13 protein-coding genes are annotated in these 16,414 nt (G+C 54.4%); 1 reads left to right on the top strand and 12 read right to left on the bottom strand.

All coding sequences use genetic code 11. From position 1 onward, the window contains the following. Positions 1 to 52 precede the first annotated feature (52 nt). Positions 53 to 262 carry a YwbE family protein gene (locus ACSFXJ_RS05950; RefSeq protein WP_435924291.1) on the bottom strand — a complete coding sequence of 70 codons (210 nt, stop codon included), beginning with the start codon at positions 260 to 262 and terminating at the stop codon, positions 53 to 55. Positions 263 to 472: 210 nt separating this feature from the next. Here ACSFXJ_RS05950 and ACSFXJ_RS05945 point away from each other — a divergent pair, with 210 nt between their 5' ends. Next, positions 473 to 1,201 (top strand): type II toxin-antitoxin system prevent-host-death family antitoxin, encoded by a 729-nt coding sequence (locus ACSFXJ_RS05945; protein ID WP_435924290.1) that lies wholly within the window; start codon positions 473 to 475, stop codon positions 1,199 to 1,201. Positions 1,202 to 1,291: 90 nt separating this feature from the next. Here the strand turns inward: ACSFXJ_RS05945 and ACSFXJ_RS05940 are convergent, their stop codons facing one another. The 11 genes from ACSFXJ_RS05940 to ACSFXJ_RS05890 form a co-directional block, all read right to left on the bottom strand. Continuing rightward, positions 1,292 to 1,909, bottom strand: coding sequence for a DNA-3-methyladenine glycosylase family protein (locus tag ACSFXJ_RS05940; RefSeq protein ID WP_435924289.1), 618 nt, complete (start codon positions 1,907 to 1,909; stop codon positions 1,292 to 1,294). 214 nt (positions 1,910 to 2,123) lie between these two features. Continuing rightward, positions 2,124 to 3,068, bottom strand: coding sequence for a hypothetical protein (locus tag ACSFXJ_RS05935; protein WP_435924287.1), 945 nt, complete (start codon positions 3,066 to 3,068; stop codon positions 2,124 to 2,126). Positions 3,069 to 3,084: 16 nt separating this feature from the next. Next, positions 3,085 to 3,837: a MerR family transcriptional regulator gene (locus tag ACSFXJ_RS05930; RefSeq protein ID WP_435924285.1), complete on the bottom strand. Its 753-nt coding sequence runs from the start codon at positions 3,835 to 3,837 to the stop codon at positions 3,085 to 3,087. Between the two features lie 82 nt (positions 3,838 to 3,919). Next, positions 3,920 to 6,739, bottom strand: a complete 2,820-nt coding sequence (locus ACSFXJ_RS05925; RefSeq protein WP_435925684.1) for an HAD-IA family hydrolase — start codon at positions 6,737 to 6,739, stop codon at positions 3,920 to 3,922. 384 nt (positions 6,740 to 7,123) lie between these two features. Continuing rightward, positions 7,124 to 8,218: a carbohydrate ABC transporter permease gene (locus ACSFXJ_RS05920; RefSeq protein ID WP_435924284.1), complete on the bottom strand. Its 1,095-nt coding sequence runs from the start codon at positions 8,216 to 8,218 to the stop codon at positions 7,124 to 7,126. Further along, the gene (locus ACSFXJ_RS05915) at positions 8,218 to 9,300 is read right to left on the bottom strand and encodes a carbohydrate ABC transporter permease (RefSeq protein ID WP_435924283.1); all 1,083 of its coding nucleotides are present in this window, start codon (positions 9,298 to 9,300) and stop codon (positions 8,218 to 8,220) included. Before ACSFXJ_RS05915 ends, ACSFXJ_RS05920 begins: the two co-directional genes overlap by 1 nt. Positions 9,301 to 9,456: 156 nt before the next feature. Beyond that, positions 9,457 to 10,872, bottom strand: coding sequence for an ABC transporter substrate-binding protein (locus ACSFXJ_RS05910; RefSeq protein WP_435924282.1), 1,416 nt, complete (start codon positions 10,870 to 10,872; stop codon positions 9,457 to 9,459). A gap of 286 nt (positions 10,873 to 11,158) precedes the next feature. Beyond that, on the bottom strand, positions 11,159 to 12,163 hold the full coding sequence (locus ACSFXJ_RS05905; protein ID WP_435924281.1) for a LacI family DNA-binding transcriptional regulator: 1,005 nt from the start codon (positions 12,161 to 12,163) through the stop codon (positions 11,159 to 11,161). A 161-nt stretch (positions 12,164 to 12,324) separates the two neighbouring features. Then, positions 12,325 to 14,721 carry an outer membrane protein assembly factor BamB family protein gene (locus ACSFXJ_RS05900; protein ID WP_435924280.1) on the bottom strand — a complete coding sequence of 799 codons (2,397 nt, stop codon included), beginning with the start codon at positions 14,719 to 14,721 and terminating at the stop codon, positions 12,325 to 12,327. Between the two features lie 52 nt (positions 14,722 to 14,773). Further along, a complete protein-coding gene (locus ACSFXJ_RS05895; RefSeq protein WP_435924279.1) occupies positions 14,774 to 15,595 on the bottom strand; it encodes a protein-glutamine gamma-glutamyltransferase in 822 nt (273 codons plus the stop codon). A 94-nt stretch (positions 15,596 to 15,689) separates the two neighbouring features. After that, complete coding sequence (locus tag ACSFXJ_RS05890; protein ID WP_435924278.1) at positions 15,690 to 16,367, bottom strand: MOSC domain-containing protein; 678 nt, start codon at positions 16,365 to 16,367, stop codon at positions 15,690 to 15,692. Positions 16,368 to 16,414: the final 47 nt, after the last annotated feature.

Raw genomic sequence — 16,414 nt, 5'->3', positions numbered from 1 at the left:
AAGTAAGCCGCTCCCCGGACTTCCGGGCAAGCGGCTCTTCTCGTTTTACGCATTATTTATTCTCGCTAATAATATGCTGAACCCGTCCGACTTGGCCGTCCTGCAGCCTCACTTTGATGCCGTGCGGGTGCTGTGCCGAGTTCGTCAGCAAATCCTTGACGATGCCTCGCGTCAGCTTGCCTGTCCTCTGATCCTGCTTTAAAACGATATCGACCTCAAGCCCCGGCTTGACGTCGCTGCGAAGCTTTCCGTTGCCTGCCATTTCTGTATCAACTCCCGCGATTTCTTGCTTTCAACCTATTCATTTTAACACAATCGTCCTCCTCCGGCAGCCGCAGCTCCGAGACAATGATCTTCGCAGTTTGCTACAGCAGTATCTCCTTCGAACCTTTTTAAATTAGCTAATTATAGATTGAAACCATCCATAAATTTAGCTAAAATACTATAAAATAGCTAATTCGAGGTGAGACTTATGCGAGTTTCTTCCACCGATATGCAGAACAATTTCGGAAAATATTTAAAGTTTGCGGAGGCGAACGAAGAGATTATCGTAACGAGGAACGGCAAGGATGTGGCTAAATTGGCCGCTCTTTCCGAAAATGATCAAACACTCCTTAGAGAAGAGGCCATGAAATATGAATTAAGCCGCGGCACTGTGACCTACGAAGAATTCCTTGAGATGACGGAAACGTCGGAACAGCGTTTAGAGCTTATTGACGGCTTTGTGTATAACCTTGCCTCGCCTTCGTTTAAACATCAACATGTCGTGCAAGAACTGCTCGGTACGTTTTACATTTGGTTTAAAGGAAAAGCCTGCACCCCGCTGCCCTCCCCTTTCGACATCACGCTGGAAAAGGAAGAGGACAATATTTGCGTCGTACAGCCGGATGTGGTGGTCATTTGCGACAAGGACCGAATTGATGCGAAAGGCAAATATACGGGCACGCCGACTTTGGCGGTAGAGGTGTTGTCCCCTTCCACGCGGAGCAAAGATTTGATCCGCAAGCTCGACTTATACCGAAAATGCGGAGTCAAGGAATACTGGATCGTCGATCCGATGAAGGGACAAGTTACGGTTTATGCTTTCGATGACGGCGAAATTGCGGACATCACGTATTATTCGAATGGCAAAGACCCCAACGTAGAGTCGGGGTGGTTTCAAGGCTTACGAGTTGCAATGCAAGATCTGTTCGCCGAGTAATAAGCGGGCATCGGACTGATCTGACCCGCCTGTGGCGAGGTTGACGTATCCGCCCCGCATCTATCGGCTTAGTTAGGCGTTCCTAACCGCTTACTTGAACGAGATTTCCCACAAATAGATGGAGGCGACCGAACCGTACGGCGAGTACCTGCTGCGGTATTGTTCAAACTGCTCTTTTGTCAGGTCCGGAAGTCCGTACAAGGTCATTATGCCGCGGCGGATCGCAATATCCCCCCAGCTGACGATATCCGGACGCTCCAGGCAGTTCATGAGCAGCATTTCGGCCGTCCAGCGGCCAATGCCGGGCAATGCCGTCATCCTGGCGGTGACCTCCGCATCCGGTAAACTTCGGAGGCCCTCCAGATCGAATTCGCCCGACGCGACCTGCGTGGCGATACTGTGGATGCAGAGCGCTTTTTTCATCGTTATGCCGCAGCGTTGAATGTCATCGGCCGAGGCCGCCGCTAAACGGTCCGGACGTATATCGCCGAAAGCTTCCTGCATGCGGTTCCATATGGTTTGCACGGCTTTCACGGATATGAGTTGCCCGACGATCGCATGAACCAGCGCGGGAAACAGCTCCGGAATGATCACCCGGTCCACCTTGCCCCGGCGGAGCATGTAGTCTCCCAATACCGGATCCGCTGCCGACAGGCAGTCGATTTCCTTTTGTCCGTAATCAAAAGTCTTGGTTGTGACGGCGCACATGCCGATTCCTCCTTTTAATAGCCTTACATACGGGCTCCGCCCGATCGGGCGCAAAAAAAACCGTACACCTACTATAACTTATCCGGTAGCAGGTCGTACGGCTTTTGGATTGAAAAGGCAAGATAGTGAAGACACCCGAATCGGCGATTCGACCCGAATGAACGGCAGCTTGCCGGGCTACTATCGATCAATGACCGTTACGTGATACTCGGGTTTAATTCTTTTTTTGCAGCACCACGAGATCTCCGTCCCACTCGGGGATAAAGAGGCATCCGGCGGAATAGTCCAGCCCGCAAATGCAATTCAGTTTTAACTTCAGAGGATCCTTTTCTTCAGGATCGTTTCTTCCTATCGGGTCGCCGTGATTTCCCGCAACGGTATATATCCGGCACGTCTCCCGTTCCACCATCCTGATCACATGGTTTTGGGTATCGCCAATGTATATATTCCCCATTTCATCCAACGCAAGCGACCAAGGACCGTCAAAGTGAGCCTCCGGATTGCTTCCGAAGGTGGCCTTTAACGCGAAGCCACCGTCTCCACCGTATCCCGGCTCGCCCGTCCCGGCGACCAAATGTATTTCCCCTGTATCGACATCGATCATTTTCACGGCAAAATGCGTACTGTCCAACACGTAGATATGCCCGTCCGGTCCCCGCCGCAAATCGTAAATCCAGCCAAAACCGTTTTCCCCGTCCCCAAAAACGCCCATCGGTTCGCCCGATGAATTAAACTTCCATACTTTCGAGCCGGTTATCTCGTTGATCCAAAGGTTGCCTTGAACATCATATTCACAGTTTCCGATGTCCTTTAATCCATACTTCGTAGCGTCGATGAAAACATCCGCTTGCCCCTCCCGCTCATTAAAACGGAATACTTTACGGTTTCCGCCCGACACGATCAGCACGTCTCCGTCAGGAAGTTTTGTAATAAAGGAGGGGCTGTTGATATCGACAGTGTAGTGCTTCAGGCTTTGTTCAAATAAAGTCTTTCCTAACGACCATTCAATTTCGGAGCCGTTCCACTTCGCCACCCAGTGCTCTTGGTAATTCAAGAAATACAAATTCCCCTCCTGATCATGGAATCCGAACTGGGCGTACCCGTCCTGCCAAAGCCCTCCCTTCGGAAAGTTAATGATTTTTTGGACCGTCCATTCCACGACAACCAACTCTCCCTTAATCCTCCGCCTTCGCATACGATTCCGCGGCAGCGTTCAAGTAATACGCCAACCCGGTTTGCTGACCCTCCAGCATGCTCCGGTGGAAATCGTCTTCGAGAAAAAAGCGCGTTTGGAGCACGAAATCCTCTGCCGAAGCGGGGTGTCCGTGTTTTTTCATAAATTCCAAGTGCTTGCGGATCAGCCCCCGAATCGTCCGGTCATCGACTTTAAGTCCTTTTCGCAGGCCATCGGCCATTTCCGCCATAAATGCCGCGGCCTCCGCCGCTTGTTCGTTCAGGGGTGGAACATCGAGCTCCGCCGTTTCCAAAAGATCCACATTATAGTTTTTCTGCAGGTGCCGGTTCTGTTCCTGCAACGCTTCTCTCCATTCTTCTTCCGTGGCGAATCCGCGGAACAAATCCGGCGCACTCATGGCAACCCCGCTCTTTGCGCTGGAGATGGAATGCTCCAACGTTTGCAGGATCAGGTCCAGCCGTTGCCTTTTTGCGTCGAGCAGCTCTTTTTGCCCGGACAAAATAGCAAGCCTGTTCCGGTCCTCCTCAAGCAGAAGCTTGATTTGTTCGAGCGGAAAGTCCAACTCCCGGTAAAACAAAATTTCCTGCAGCCGCTCCAGTTCTCCTTCACCGTACATCCGATATCCCGATTCGCTGATTTCGGCCGGCTGAAGAAGGCCGATCTTATGGTAATGATGCAGCGTTTTGGGCGTCACGCCCGCAAGGGAAGATACCTCTTTCACGGTATATCGCATATTCCTTCACTCCTTTCCCTCTCAGCCTAAAGCCTTCCCTTAGGGGAGAGTCAAGGCGATCCGAAAAAAAATTGCTTTCCTCTCAGCGGAACAGCTCCAGCAGCCGTTCCGCGCTCAGTTCGGCGGTCGACGCCAAGCGCAGGTCCGCCTCCACGAGGCGGTCCATGCTGCCGATGCCGACCGCCTTCATCCCGGCGGCGCGGGCCGCCGCCAGCCCCGCGGCGCTGCCGCAGACGCAGGCGCAGTTCCCCGGCGCCGCGCCGAGCAATTCAGCCGCCCGGAGAAATATCTCCGGGTCCGGCTTGGTTTTGCGGACGCCGGCCGGATCGGCGACCGCATCGAACGGCGGGGCTGCGCCGCCCAGCCGGTCCGCGGTCCACGGGCCGCTGCCGTCCGGCGCCAGGCCCGTCGCGATCCCGCGCTCGCGCAGCGCCGCAAGCAGCTCGCGGACGCCGGGCAGCAGCCCGGCCTGCGGTTCCTCCGCGTCCGAAACGGCGCAGCCCGGCTCGAAAATGACCGCTTCCAGCCGCGCGCTTAGCGGCTGGGTCGCCGTTTTGCCGGGGGCCAAGTATAACAATTCCCCCCTGTGCCTGATCGCCATGCCGTCGCCTGCAAGCAGCGTATACGAGACGGCTTCGCGGCCGACGGCCACCTCCAGCAACCGCCCCCGGTTCATGATCTTGAACCGCAAGCTTTCCCACTGCGGAGGCAGCGACGGGGAGAAAGACAGGATGCCGTCGCCGAACAGGCGCATCCCGCCGAAGCCGTTCACGACTGACATCCAGGCTCCCGCCATCGCGGCCGTATGAAGCCCGTCCTTGGCGTTTCGATTCACATCGTCCAGGTCCATCCGGGCCGTACGGGTAAAATATTCATACGCGCTCTCCAGATCTCCGATCTCCGCCGCGACGATGCTGTGGATGCAGGGCGACAAGGAGGAATCATGCGTGGTCAGCGGCTCGTAGTACCGGTAATTCCGGATTTTATCGGCAAGCGAAAACCGGTTCCCCAGCAAAAACAGCGCCATCACGAGATCGGCCTGCTTGAGCACCTGATGCCGGTAAATCACGAGCGGATGGTAATGGAGCAGTAGCGGGTATTTGTCCGCGGGCGTCCCGGCAAAGTCCCACTTTTTCTTGGCCAGAAACGAATCGTCCTGGGCGTAAATGCCGAGCTCGGGATCAAACGGGACGAACATGAGGTCCGCCGCCTTTTTCCACCCGGCCACTTCTTCTTTTGTCAGCCCGATTTTTCGCTGTAGGCGGGTGAAATGCTCAGGGTAGCTTTCCCGCAGCAGCTCCGCCGTCTCGCAGGCATAGCGGAACTGCTCCCGAACCATCAAATTGGTGTAGGCGTTGTTGTTGACGAGGGCCGTGTACTCATCGGGCCCGGTCACGCCGTCGATGCAGAACGCTCCGCCCCGCGCCGGATTATAATGGCCGAGATCCGCCCAAAACCGGGACGTTTCAAATAGGATTTCCGCGCCCTTCTCGGCCAGGAAATCCGTATCGCCCGTCGCCAGCACATATTGGCGGATCGCATAAGCGATATCGGCGTTGATATGCGCCTGCGCGGTACCCGCCGGAAAATAGGCGGAGTTCTCCTCGCCGGCGATCGTCCGCCACGGATAGAGCGCCCCTTTTTGCGCCATTACTGCTGCGCGTTCCCGGGCCTTATCCAGCGTTGCATAGCGGAATTCCAGCAGCGTCCGGGCAGTCTCCGGCTGAGTGAACGTGAAGAAGGGCAGCATATACATCTCCGTGTCCCAAAAATAATGCCCTTCATAGCCTTCCCCGGTCAGGCCTTTGGCCCCGATGTTCGTCACGCCGTCCCTTCCCGCCGATTGCAGCAGGCCGAAGGCGTTGAACCGCATCCCCTGCTGCAGCGCAGGATCGCCTTGAATTTCCACGTCCGCACCGCTCCAATATCGGTCCAGATAGGCCCGCTGCATTCCGGCCAGCGCTTCGAAGCCGAGCGAGTCCGCCAGGGCCAGCGCTTCGCCGTTGCGCCGCAAAAGCTCCTCCTCCTGGTAGTCCCTGGTCGTATGATAGGCGATGTATTTGATCAATCGCACCGTTTGGTCCTTTTTCAGGGTTACGATGAACCGGGTTCCTTTGCGCGTCCCTTCGGCCGCATCCTCTTCCTTGTAACCGCCCGGCGCTTCAAGGCGGTGGCGCATTCCCGTCACCAGGGCAAACCCGGTATGCCGCGTCCGGTGCTTCATCCACCGGCTCGCCCCGTCGATCCCGTCCGCTTCAAGCAAAAGGCTCGGCTCAAGGCGGCGGGCACCTACGCGGGGATCTCCCGAGGCCGACCCTTCCGGGCCTTCCGCCTCTTCATCGAACAAGGAAGCTAAACGCACTTCCCCCTCAAAATTGAGGGCGGTAACCTCATAGCAAACGGCCGCGAGGTGCTTATATTCCAGGGATACCAGGCGCCGCGTACAAATCCGTACCCGGTGACCCGCCGGAGATTCCCATTCCGCCAGCCGATTCAGTATGCCTTCCCGCATATCCAGCTCCCGGACGTGACTTCGGACGGTTCCGTTTTGCAGATGAAAGGGATGCCCCTCCACCTCGAGCTTCACGATTTTCGCATCCGGCACGTTCAGCATCGCATGGTTCAAATCGGGGTAACCGTAAGCCCCTTCCGGATAAACGATCGGTTCGGCATCGTAAAATCCGTTCAAATAGTTGCCGGTCACCGAACTTCCCGCCGTCCCGTGATAGCCTACTTCAAAATTGCCGCGCATCCCGATATAACCGTTCCCCAAAGCAAAGACGCTTTCGTTTTTTTGGTGATGCTTCTCCGAATAAATCGTTTCCCTGACCTTCCACTCATCGTAAGGATACGGCGTATCGAAAAATGGCCCCGGCTCCGTCATTGTCTTCATTTCCTTCATCGGCACGATGCTCCTCCCCCACTTTTAACGAAACTGAGTATCGTTATTTTTCACCTTTTGGCTCGACGGAAAAACTAACGAAACTGGATGTCGTTATTCCCGTCATTTCCGCTGTTCTGCGCCTTTTTTTGCTTACATAACGTTCCCCAGTTTCCTTAGCCTGCAAAAAAGCAAAAATTCGGCCAAATAGCGTTCTCCAGATTCGTTACATTTTTTTGTTCACGAGTCATGCCTCCAAGCGCATCCTTGGTTCTCTTCCCGCGTGACTTTTTTGGGTTGAATCCTCCGGTTCTTCCTGGGACGCGTTCCTGGAATGACCTCCTCGGCCGCACCCTCGCGCCGCGTCACTCGCGTCAATTCGGCACGCGTGCCGGGCCCTCGAATTTACCCTTTGACCGAACCGCCCATCAGCCCTCGAACAAAATATTTTTGCAGCAGGAAAAAGATCGCCAGCGGCATCAGCATCGAAATAAAGGCGGCCGAGGTCAGCAGATGCCAATCATTCCCCCGCGAGCCGACAAGGTCGGCGATTTTCATCGACATGACCTGTACATCCGGCTGGTTTCCGATAAAGATCAGGGACACCAGGTAATCGTTCCACACCCACAGGAACTGGAAGATGCCGATGGAAGCGAGCGCGGGCACGGATAACGGCAGGATCAGCCGCGAGAAAATGGTGAAATGGCTCGCCCCGTCGATAAACGCCGACTCGAACAGATCCTTCGGCAGCTGGCTGATAAAGTTGTACATAAAATAGGTGACGAGCGGCAGGCCGAAAGCGCTGTGAGCCAGCCAGATTCCGAGGTAGCTGCCGTTCAACCCGAGCGAGGTGTAATCCTTAAGCACCGGAATCAGCGCCACCTGCAACGGAATGACAAGCATGGCGATGATGGAGACAAACAGCGTTTTCCGTCCGGGGAACCGCAGCCAGGCAAACGCGTAAGCAGCGAAAGATGCGATCAGAATCGGAATGACCGTAGCGGGGACCGCGATCGTCAGCGTATTCCAGAACGCCTGGGACAAGCCGCTGCCCTTTTGCACCGTTTCGCTGCCGTCGGCGTTTTTCAGCTTATACTCTTTTCCCGACAGCACGTTCTTATAGTTATCGAGGGTCAAAGCAGGCTTGAACTCCCACCCTTTTTCCATGACGCTCAAGGTTCTCGCCCTGCGGTTCTCCCACATCAGGCGGCTGCCGTCCACGGAGATTCCGGATCTGAGCTGATCGTCGGAATAGGTTTTGCCGTTCACTTCGATCGGTTCGCGCAAATCTGTTTCTTTGGGCAGCTGAATCGTCTCTCCGGACTTCTTCCAAGCCTGATGGGGAAAAACGTTCCACCAGCCGGTTTGCAAAATATCCGCCGCGGGCCGGAAGGAAGAAATGAACAGACCGAGCGTCGGAACGAGCCAGATCAGACAAATGAAGCCGAGGACGATGTTGACGACGGTCTTGCCGCCCTTTCTCTTTTTTCTGCCGACCATTAAAATCCCCCCTGCTTGCGGAACTGCCGCAAATTAATGACGATCACCGGAATGACCGCGATGAGCAGCACGATAGCCAAAGTGGATCCGTAGCCGAAGTTGCGGTACATGAAAAACTGCCGGTAGAACTGGGTCGCAACGACTTCCGTATCGTATTGGCCCCCCGTCATGACCATGACGACGTCGAAGATTTTCAGCGTAAAAACGATGATCGTGGTGGTCACCGTCAAAATGGTCGTAGAAATATAAGGAATCATGATGCGGAAAAAGATTTTGATTTCCCCCGCCCCGTCCACGCGCGCCGCCTCCAGAATGTCCTCGGGAACGCCCTTGATCGCCGCGGAAAAGATCACCATCGCAAACCCCGTTTGCATCCAGATCAAAATAAGAATGAGGAAGAAGTTGTTCCAAGGCTGAATCATGCTCGTCCAGGCCTGCGGCTCACCCCCGAAAAAAGTGACGATCGCATTGAGCAAACCGATTTGTTCGTCGCCCGGCTGGTAATAGTAAACGAACTTCCAAATGACGCCGGCCGCGACAAAAGAAATCGCCATCGGCATGAAAATGATCGATTTGGCCAGTTTTTCGAAACTGCTCCGGTCCGCCAAAATGGCGATCAGCAGGCCGAGCCCGACGCAAGCCAGCGTACCTATGAACACCCAGAGCAAGTTGTTGCGGAGCGCAATCCCCATCAGGCGGTCGCTGAAAATCGCGGCATAGTTTGCCAGGCCGACGAATTTTTCCGAAGAAGCGTTAAAGAAGCTTAAATAGAGGGTGCGAAGCGCGGGCAATATCAGCAGCCAACCGAGGAGAATCGCCGCCGGCCCGATGAAAACAAAGGGAAGGATCCGGCGCCGATAACGCTCGGGATATTGTTCCACGGCAAAATTCAGCGAATAGTAGATCAGGTAAACGCCAAGCACGCCCCAAATGACCGCCATGACGGCCGTCACTAGCGGATTTAATTGCGAATCGCGGAAAAAGAGAAAGATGGCGCCGTTCACCACGACATTGAGCAAAACGACGATAACGGACACGAGAACGGCCTTCAAACTCACTCCCTGCTTTGCTTGTGTGATCATAATGGCTCCTCCTTAAAGTTTTGCGCAGCAAAGCTTGCTTCGAATATATCCGGGTTCAAGAAAAAGAGGGACCGCTTGCCGTAAAGAAGTCAGCCCCTCTCATTGTTCTTGCGTCATTAGATCATCAGCAGCCCCAAACCCCGGCTTATTCGAACATCAGTTGCTCCAACCGGACTGAATCTGCTCCATCGCCTTATCCAGCGTGGCCGTTCCGCTCACGTAGTCCGTCAAGCCTTTCCAGAACGTGCCCGCGCCCACTTTTCCGGGCATCAGGTCGGATCCGTCGAAGCGCAATGTGGAGGCTTCCTGAACGAGCTGAGCCATCCGCCGATCGGATTCGGAGGTGTACCAGTCCAAAGAAGCATCGTTCATCGGAGCGATCACGCCGCCGGATTGAACCCAGGTTTTAATCGATTCGCCGGTCGTGAAAAATTCCATGACCGCGCGGACTTCGGGACGATCGTTGAACATGGCGTAAATATCGCCCGCGACAAGCACCGGCTTGCCGTATTGCTCATCGATCGGCGGCAGGTAGAACCAGTCGTAATCTTCGTCCACTTTGGCCGTTTCCGGGAAGAAGCTCGTAATGAAATTGCCTTGACGATGCAGCCAGGCTTTTGGCGGATCGGTAAACAACGGCGCGGCGGCGTCGCCGAAGGCGGTCGTCACGATCGATTTGGTCCCGCCGTACACGTAATCCTCGTTCAACCAGATGTCGGACATGACTTCAATGGCGTGCTTCACTTCCGGAGAAGTAAACGGCAGCTCGCCCTTGACCCATTTATCGTAATTTTCGGGAGAAGTTGTACGGAGCATAATGTCCTCCACCCAGTCCGTAGCCGGCCAGCCCGTGGCTGCGCCGCTCTCGATGCCGATGGACCAAGGCGCATCCCCGTCTTTGGCGATCTGCTCGGTCAAAGCCATCAATTCGTCCCAGGTTTCCGGAATCGCGTAGCCCGCTTCTTCAAATTGTTTTTTCGGATACCATACCAAGCTCTTTACGTTGCTGCGGTTCCAGATGCCGGCCATGATTTTGCCGTCTTTTCCGTCCATCGTCGCCATATCCAGCCAGCTTTGATTGTAGTTGGATTTCAGCTTTTCCTGATCCATGATCGGCGTCAAATCGATGACTTTGCCTGTTTTGGCGATCGAAGCGAGCAGGCCGGGCTGAGGAAAATCCGCGATGTCCGGAGCGTTCCCTCCGTCAACCCGAATGTTGATCGTCGCTTCGAATTCTTTCGATCCTTCATATTGAATATCGATGCCCGTTTTTTCCTCGAATTCCTTGATGCTGTTTTCGAACTTTACCTGGTCGGCGTCCACAAACGGGCCGAACATGGTTACTTTGGTCCCTTTATATTCGCCTTTCATCGCCAGTTCCAAAGGTGATCCGGCGCTTTCGCCGCCGTTTTCGGCCGCCCCTTGATTGTTCCCCCCGCCCGCATTATTCGAAGGAGCCGGAGGATCGTTCTTCGCGGCATTGTTTCCGCCTCCGCAAGCGCTGAGTATCATCGTGAGTGAAAGACAAAGTACAAGCAACATTGACCATTTTCGTCCAGAAGCCTTTTTCATCTTTTCAACATCCCCTTTGATTTTTTGAGTTTCCGGAAAATTTGGCCGGGTGGCGGCCATCGACGCTTTGACCCCTCTCCATCCTCAAGCCCCGTTTCACGGATGTTCGTTCCGTTCAGCAGCGAAAAAGCGGATCACCTCCTTGCAAAGCTTTTCAAACCGTTCCTCCGACTCACAATGTATGCGTTTGCAAACTTGTCTATTACCTCTCTTTTTTTAACGTTCGATCCTTTGATCACCACGATGAAAAGCTTTTCAAAAAAGCCGGAAGAGAAATGAGCAAAGCTCATTTTTCCCGGGTCGACTCTCTTACGATCAGTTTATGCTTTAAAATCTCCCGGGTTACCGCAACGTCTGCGCCGGACACCAGTTCATGCAGTTTTTCGGCCGCCCTGTACCCTAATTCATAGATAGGCTGGGCAATCGTGGTTAGTTTCGGGATAAACATGCCTGCCATTCGGATATTGTCAAAACCGATGACCGAAACCTGGCCCGGTACCATCACGTTCCGGTCCTTCAAATAAGAAACCGCCCCCATCGCGAACTCGTCGGAAACGCAAAACACGGCCGTCGTATCGGGGAAATGCGAAAAAAGCTCGTGCGTCGCTTCATAAGCGTGCTCAAACCGGTGGCTCGCATAGACCACTTTCTCAAGGTTATGCTCCAAACTAAATTCCTTCAGCGCCCTGGCGAAACCTTCGCGCCGCGGCGGACCCGATATCGAGTTCTCGTCGTTGAAGCCGATCATCCCGATCTGCTTGTGTCCGAGCTCGATCAAAAATTTGACCGCATCGTAAGCGGCGCCCTCGTCGTCAACCTCGACGCAAGGAATGTCATATTCGTCGGAATGAGACGAGACCATGACAAAAGGAATGCGGCACCCGACCAGTTTGTCGTAGTATTCGGGAAACAGCATATCGCTGGCAAACACGATGCCGTCCACCTGCTTTTCATGAAAAGCGTCGATATAGGCCAACAGCCGCTCCGGATCCCGGTCCGTATTGCAGATCATCAGGCTGTAGCCGAGTTTGATGCACGCATCCTGCATTCCCCGGATCATTCCGGCATAATACATGCTCTCAATATCCGGAATGAGCAGTCCGAGCGTAAAAGACTTTCTGTAAATAAGGCCCCTCGCGAACGAGTTAGGCTGGTATTGCAGCTGTTCGATGGCTTCCAGAACGCGGAGGCGCTTGCCTTCCGCCACCGCTTCCGGCGCGTTCATGACGCGGGATACGGTACTGATGGACACTCCCGCCAACTTGGCGACATCCCGGATAGTTGGTTTCATTTTGTCTACTTCCTTTTTGAAAAGCTTTTCAAGTGCAGTATATCAAAGGCTCTTTCGGAAGGCAATATTAAATTTGAAGCGCTTACAAAAAAATATTCCGGATCTCTGCGTATATACAAAAAAAGAGGGAACTGCGAGGTTTTGCAGTTCCCCCTTTGAATTTATTCCTGCCGTCCGGCAGCCGCGACAGCGATTTGATCCAGCTTGGCAGCGCTAAAGCGATAATATTGTCCGTTTGCCGTTCCGGCAAAAAGTTCATTGCCGTAGAGATTCAAACTCCCGTTTCGCGTCTCCTGCTCCCGCAATTCCGCATAACCGGTCCGGACGTCTCCGACCCGTCCCAGCACGGATCCGGTTTGCTTATCAAGAACCAAGAGTTCCGAGCCGAACGGAAACAGCACCGCATGGTCCAAAATAACGAAGCTCCCGGCAGCGTGAGCGGATAAGTCGGCGTCTTCTCCGGTGCCGGAAGGCATTTGCCAAAGCTTCTTGCCCGTTTGGAAATCCAACGCAGCAGGAATGCCGTTCACGGCCGCATATAGCGTTTCCCCGTCAAGCACGCCGTTGGTAACCTTACCCGAAAGCGTCCACACTTTTTCTCCGGAGGAGACATCGAACAAATAGCTCTCATACCGCTCGGCTCCCCAAAAGTCGCCAGCATCCAATGCATGCTGGACAAGCAGCAGCCGTTCGTTCAGCACTTCGAATCTCTCCGCGGATAAAGCCGGGTATTCCCCGAGAACCGTGCCGGTTTTCAAATCCAGCCGTCGCCAAGTATCGCCGAGCAGAATCCAACGGCTCTCCGGGTCCGGTCCTTGAATCGGATCCACTCGTTCGCCGCCGGCAAAATAAGGCATCAACGAATAGTCCGGCACCTGCATTCCGTCGTCCTCCAGGATCCATGCCTTTTTCCCGGTCTCGGGATCAAGCGCCTCCAGCGTTCCGCCATCCCGGATCAAGATATAGGGATCCGCGGCTCCCTGATTCAGCACTTTGGCTTCCTCCCGAACCGGCCTGCTCCATCTTTTTCGGCCCGTTTCGGAATCGAATACGGTTAATTCCGCTTCAGACACGCCGTTGTCCGTCCCATCGCGCTTCCAGGTCATCGTGACGACGGAGTCTCTCGCCGACCACATCCCGATCTGGAGTTCCTCCCCGTATCTTTGCTCCCAAATCGTTTTTCCGTCGGACAGCCGGATACGCCGGAGCTGATTGATATATTTTTCTTCCTCGGGATTATAGGATGTAAAAACAAGCGCGTACAGCCCGGAAGGCTCCACGGCGACGTTCAAGCTGCCGTACCCCGCTTCCAGCCTCCAGCGGGTTTTTCCGTGTTTTCGGTCCACCCCATAAAGCGAGGAATCATGATGCATTCCGCTAAAGCCGCCGTCATCCCCTTTCAGCAGCAAAACATCACTTCCGGCGCCAACCAAGTAAGTGAAGGCAAGAGTTCCCTTGTTCGCCCATTCCGGTTCGGCCGCCAAGGTTTTTGCCAAAGGAGTAACGGTAAAATCATAAGTGTTTATGTAATCATCCCCGGAGTAAATCCCTTTCCAATATTTATCCTTCCCGCCCGGTATGATCCAATGGGTCCGCTCAAGCTTTCCCTCCGGAGAAAAACTCACCGTAAACTGCGCATCCTTGCGCTCATAGCGCCAAGTCGTTCCGGTAATCATCGGATCCCCGGCCACCGTCTGCAAATCTTCGGACGTCTCCGTGAACGCAGGTTCTCCGAGAAGCGCTTTTACTTTTGACGCCTCGTCTCCTTGATGAAGGGACAGCTCGGCAATGCTTCTCACCGAATCCAACGAAAGGTTTGAGTCCTGAGCCAGCAATGGAACGGATAACGGTTCCGTATCCGTAACATCCTTCTCATGAACCCATACCAACACAGGACGGTACACTTCATACTCTCGGTGCCAAACTCCGGGATTCACGATGACCCCGTACCAGCCGTTCCATTTGGCCGTTGCGACCATGCGTGAGCCATCCGAGGCTTGGCCTGCGTCCCACCGTATTTGGCTTGACGGTGTTAACGATACCTTGGCCCCGGAGCGAATCGTGACAAACTGCGGCTCCGTGGTTTTTGCCTGTCCGGAAGCCTCGGTCAAGTACCAAAGCGGAATCCAAAACTTCCCCCGGTCGTAGCTGTTCACGGACATCATTTCCCCGGATAACGAAGCGACGGTCAGTTTTTCGCCCGGTTGTCCTTTATAAATTACATCCAACCTTTTGACATCTTTACCGGCATTCACCGGTCCCGCAAAAATAGGTGCCTGATAACCGATCACGAGCTGATCTCCCTGCTTCGGCAGGGTACGGAAAAGCCCGCTCTGCGAAAAGCCGCCCCCGGTTGCAGCGGAAGCTCCCTGCATGAACGGCAATTCCCCGGCCCTTGCCTCTTCCTGCAAAGCGGCAACATCGGCTTGTCCTTTTACACCCGCCGGGGAAACAAGCAATAGAACTCCCCCGACAGCGGCGATACTTCCAAGATATACACGACGGATCAAAGAATTCGTAGGATGAAGTGATGCACTTTGCGTACGATTTCGGCCCATAAAAGCAAATCCCCTTTTCTCGGAAACTCTACTTGTTAGACGCCGGAAATTCCTAAAAGTTCCATGACCCCGGATTTTTGGGTTTGTCATCCCGTTCGCCGGCTCTGGCGTGAAAGACAACGCTTCCGATTCTGCCGACGATGGGGCGTAAACTTTGAATATAGTCAAAATCCAACGTCTCCGCATCGTTGGTCAGATAAGCGGATACCCTGCTCCCCGGTTTTCGCCGTGCATTAAGCTGCCCGATGATTTCATCCGCCGTTTTCATCCCCATGCCGTGGGCGTAGTGATGCCCGTCCGGCATCATAATCGCATTCTCCCCGCGCCACCACGGAGTAGAAGGATTGAAATCGGGATTATTGAAATAAAGCACGTCCCCATGGGAAGCTTGATTCAAGCCTACCGTAATGATTCTTAGATCGCTGTCGTGCTGCCAGTCGTAAAGAACCAGGCCGCTGAAATACGCATTGAACGCCGGATCGCCTATCGCATCCAGCACGGCCTTATACAACACGATGGTCATCGCCGTTGCACATTCGAACGCATACAGGGTTCCGTTTCGATAGATGTCGCGGATCCCTTCGGCAGGCGTCGCATCGCCGCGAATCCGAAAGCCTCCGTTCGGCTCACGTATCCAAAATGCGCTGTTGCACCGTGAATTTTCAAACGTAGCGAAGGCTGCCCGGCTTTGATACAGTCCTCTTGCCGCTTCCACGATCAAGCTCCTCGTCTTGAGCTCAAATTCCAGCGTTCTCGCGGAAACATGATAGTATTGAACGGGACTATCCTGCTTTCTCCTTAAAATGTCTTTCTCCAATCCGCTTAAATCCAGCTGCCCGAGTCGTTCGGCTTCCCCTGGCGGAAGAATGATCATGGTATCCCCCCCACAAAATTACCGGGAGCATCGCTCCCGGCTAAATTCCAGCCTATGATAATGTACGCCGGCTGGTCTGAGGGTGTGAATCCGGCTATGCGCCTCCGGTCCAACGGCGCTCATTATCGTTGTCGATGCCTTGCCGGCGCTCCTCCAACGTGATCCTGCAGCTTGACGACAGCTCCTCTACCTCAAGGATTGTCGAAATTAGCTCCATATTCATCCGGTCATGGTACAGAACGCGGTTTACCGTCTCCAGCGTGACCCCGGCAGGATGTCTTTTCATGATCTCGAGCGGATGCCCGATCCCCACCCTTCCTTCCCGAAGCACCCGAAGGTAAAAACCCGTAAAGCCCGTTTCCTGAAACCAAAGCGGCAGACCGGGAGCGGCGAACCGTTTGGCCAGCTTATGACAGGGAGGGCGCGGCTGGGACACCTGAATGACCGCCTCTCCCCATGAGAAAACATCGCCGACGCATACTTCCGACTCGGTCATACCTTCCACCGTCAAATTTTCGCCGAAATCCCCGTAGTTGATTTCCCGGTTAAGCACTTTGGCAAAATACCGGTAATGCTCGGCGGAATGCATGCAAAGCGCTTTGTTCGGACCGCCGTGCCGGACGCGGTTGGCCTGGGCGTCGCCTTCAAGGTTCAGCCTGGTCAATTGCAGCTCGCCGTAGACGGGGTTCTTTTGTATGGCGGAAATGACCGCTTTGCCTTCGTGCACCAGCTTGGCGGGTTGTCCGGTATTCACCGATAACAAGCGTATCATGACAGTTCTCCTTTCCGGTGTTTTCATTCGAGTCGTTGTTGAAGGAG

The organism is Paenibacillus salivarius, from assembly GCF_051307165.1.
GTDB lineage: Bacteria > Bacillota > Bacilli > Paenibacillales > Paenibacillaceae > Fontibacillus.
This window is presented reverse-complemented; position numbering and strand designations above follow the sequence as displayed.

Bases quoted from the DNA above. Each gene is read 5' to 3' on its own strand.
- ACSFXJ_RS05950 (WP_435924291.1), bottom strand. From the start codon at position 262: ATGGCAGGCAACGGAAAGCTTCGCAGCGACGTCAAGCCGGGGCTTGAG.
- ACSFXJ_RS05945 (WP_435924290.1), top strand. From the start codon at position 473: ATGCGAGTTTCTTCCACCGATATGCAGAACAATTTCGGAAAATATTTA.
- ACSFXJ_RS05940 (WP_435924289.1), bottom strand. From the start codon at position 1,909: ATGTGCGCCGTCACAACCAAGACTTTTGATTACGGACAAAAGGAAATC.
- ACSFXJ_RS05930 (WP_435924285.1), bottom strand. From the start codon at position 3,837: ATGCGATATACCGTGAAAGAGGTATCTTCCCTTGCGGGCGTGACGCCC.
- ACSFXJ_RS05925 (WP_435925684.1), bottom strand. From the start codon at position 6,739: ATGAAGGAAATGAAGACAATGACGGAGCCGGGGCCATTTTTCGATACG.
- ACSFXJ_RS05920 (WP_435924284.1), bottom strand. From the start codon at position 8,218: ATGGTCGGCAGAAAAAAGAGAAAGGGCGGCAAGACCGTCGTCAACATC.
- ACSFXJ_RS05915 (WP_435924283.1), bottom strand. From the start codon at position 9,300: ATGATCACACAAGCAAAGCAGGGAGTGAGTTTGAAGGCCGTTCTCGTG.
- ACSFXJ_RS05910 (WP_435924282.1), bottom strand. From the start codon at position 10,872: ATGAAAAAGGCTTCTGGACGAAAATGGTCAATGTTGCTTGTACTTTGT.
- ACSFXJ_RS05905 (WP_435924281.1), bottom strand. From the start codon at position 12,163: ATGAAACCAACTATCCGGGATGTCGCCAAGTTGGCGGGAGTGTCCATC.
- ACSFXJ_RS05900 (WP_435924280.1), bottom strand. From the start codon at position 14,721: ATGGGCCGAAATCGTACGCAAAGTGCATCACTTCATCCTACGAATTCT.
- ACSFXJ_RS05895 (WP_435924279.1), bottom strand. From the start codon at position 15,595: ATGATCATTCTTCCGCCAGGGGAAGCCGAACGACTCGGGCAGCTGGAT.
- ACSFXJ_RS05890 (WP_435924278.1), bottom strand. From the start codon at position 16,367: ATGATACGCTTGTTATCGGTGAATACCGGACAACCCGCCAAGCTGGTG.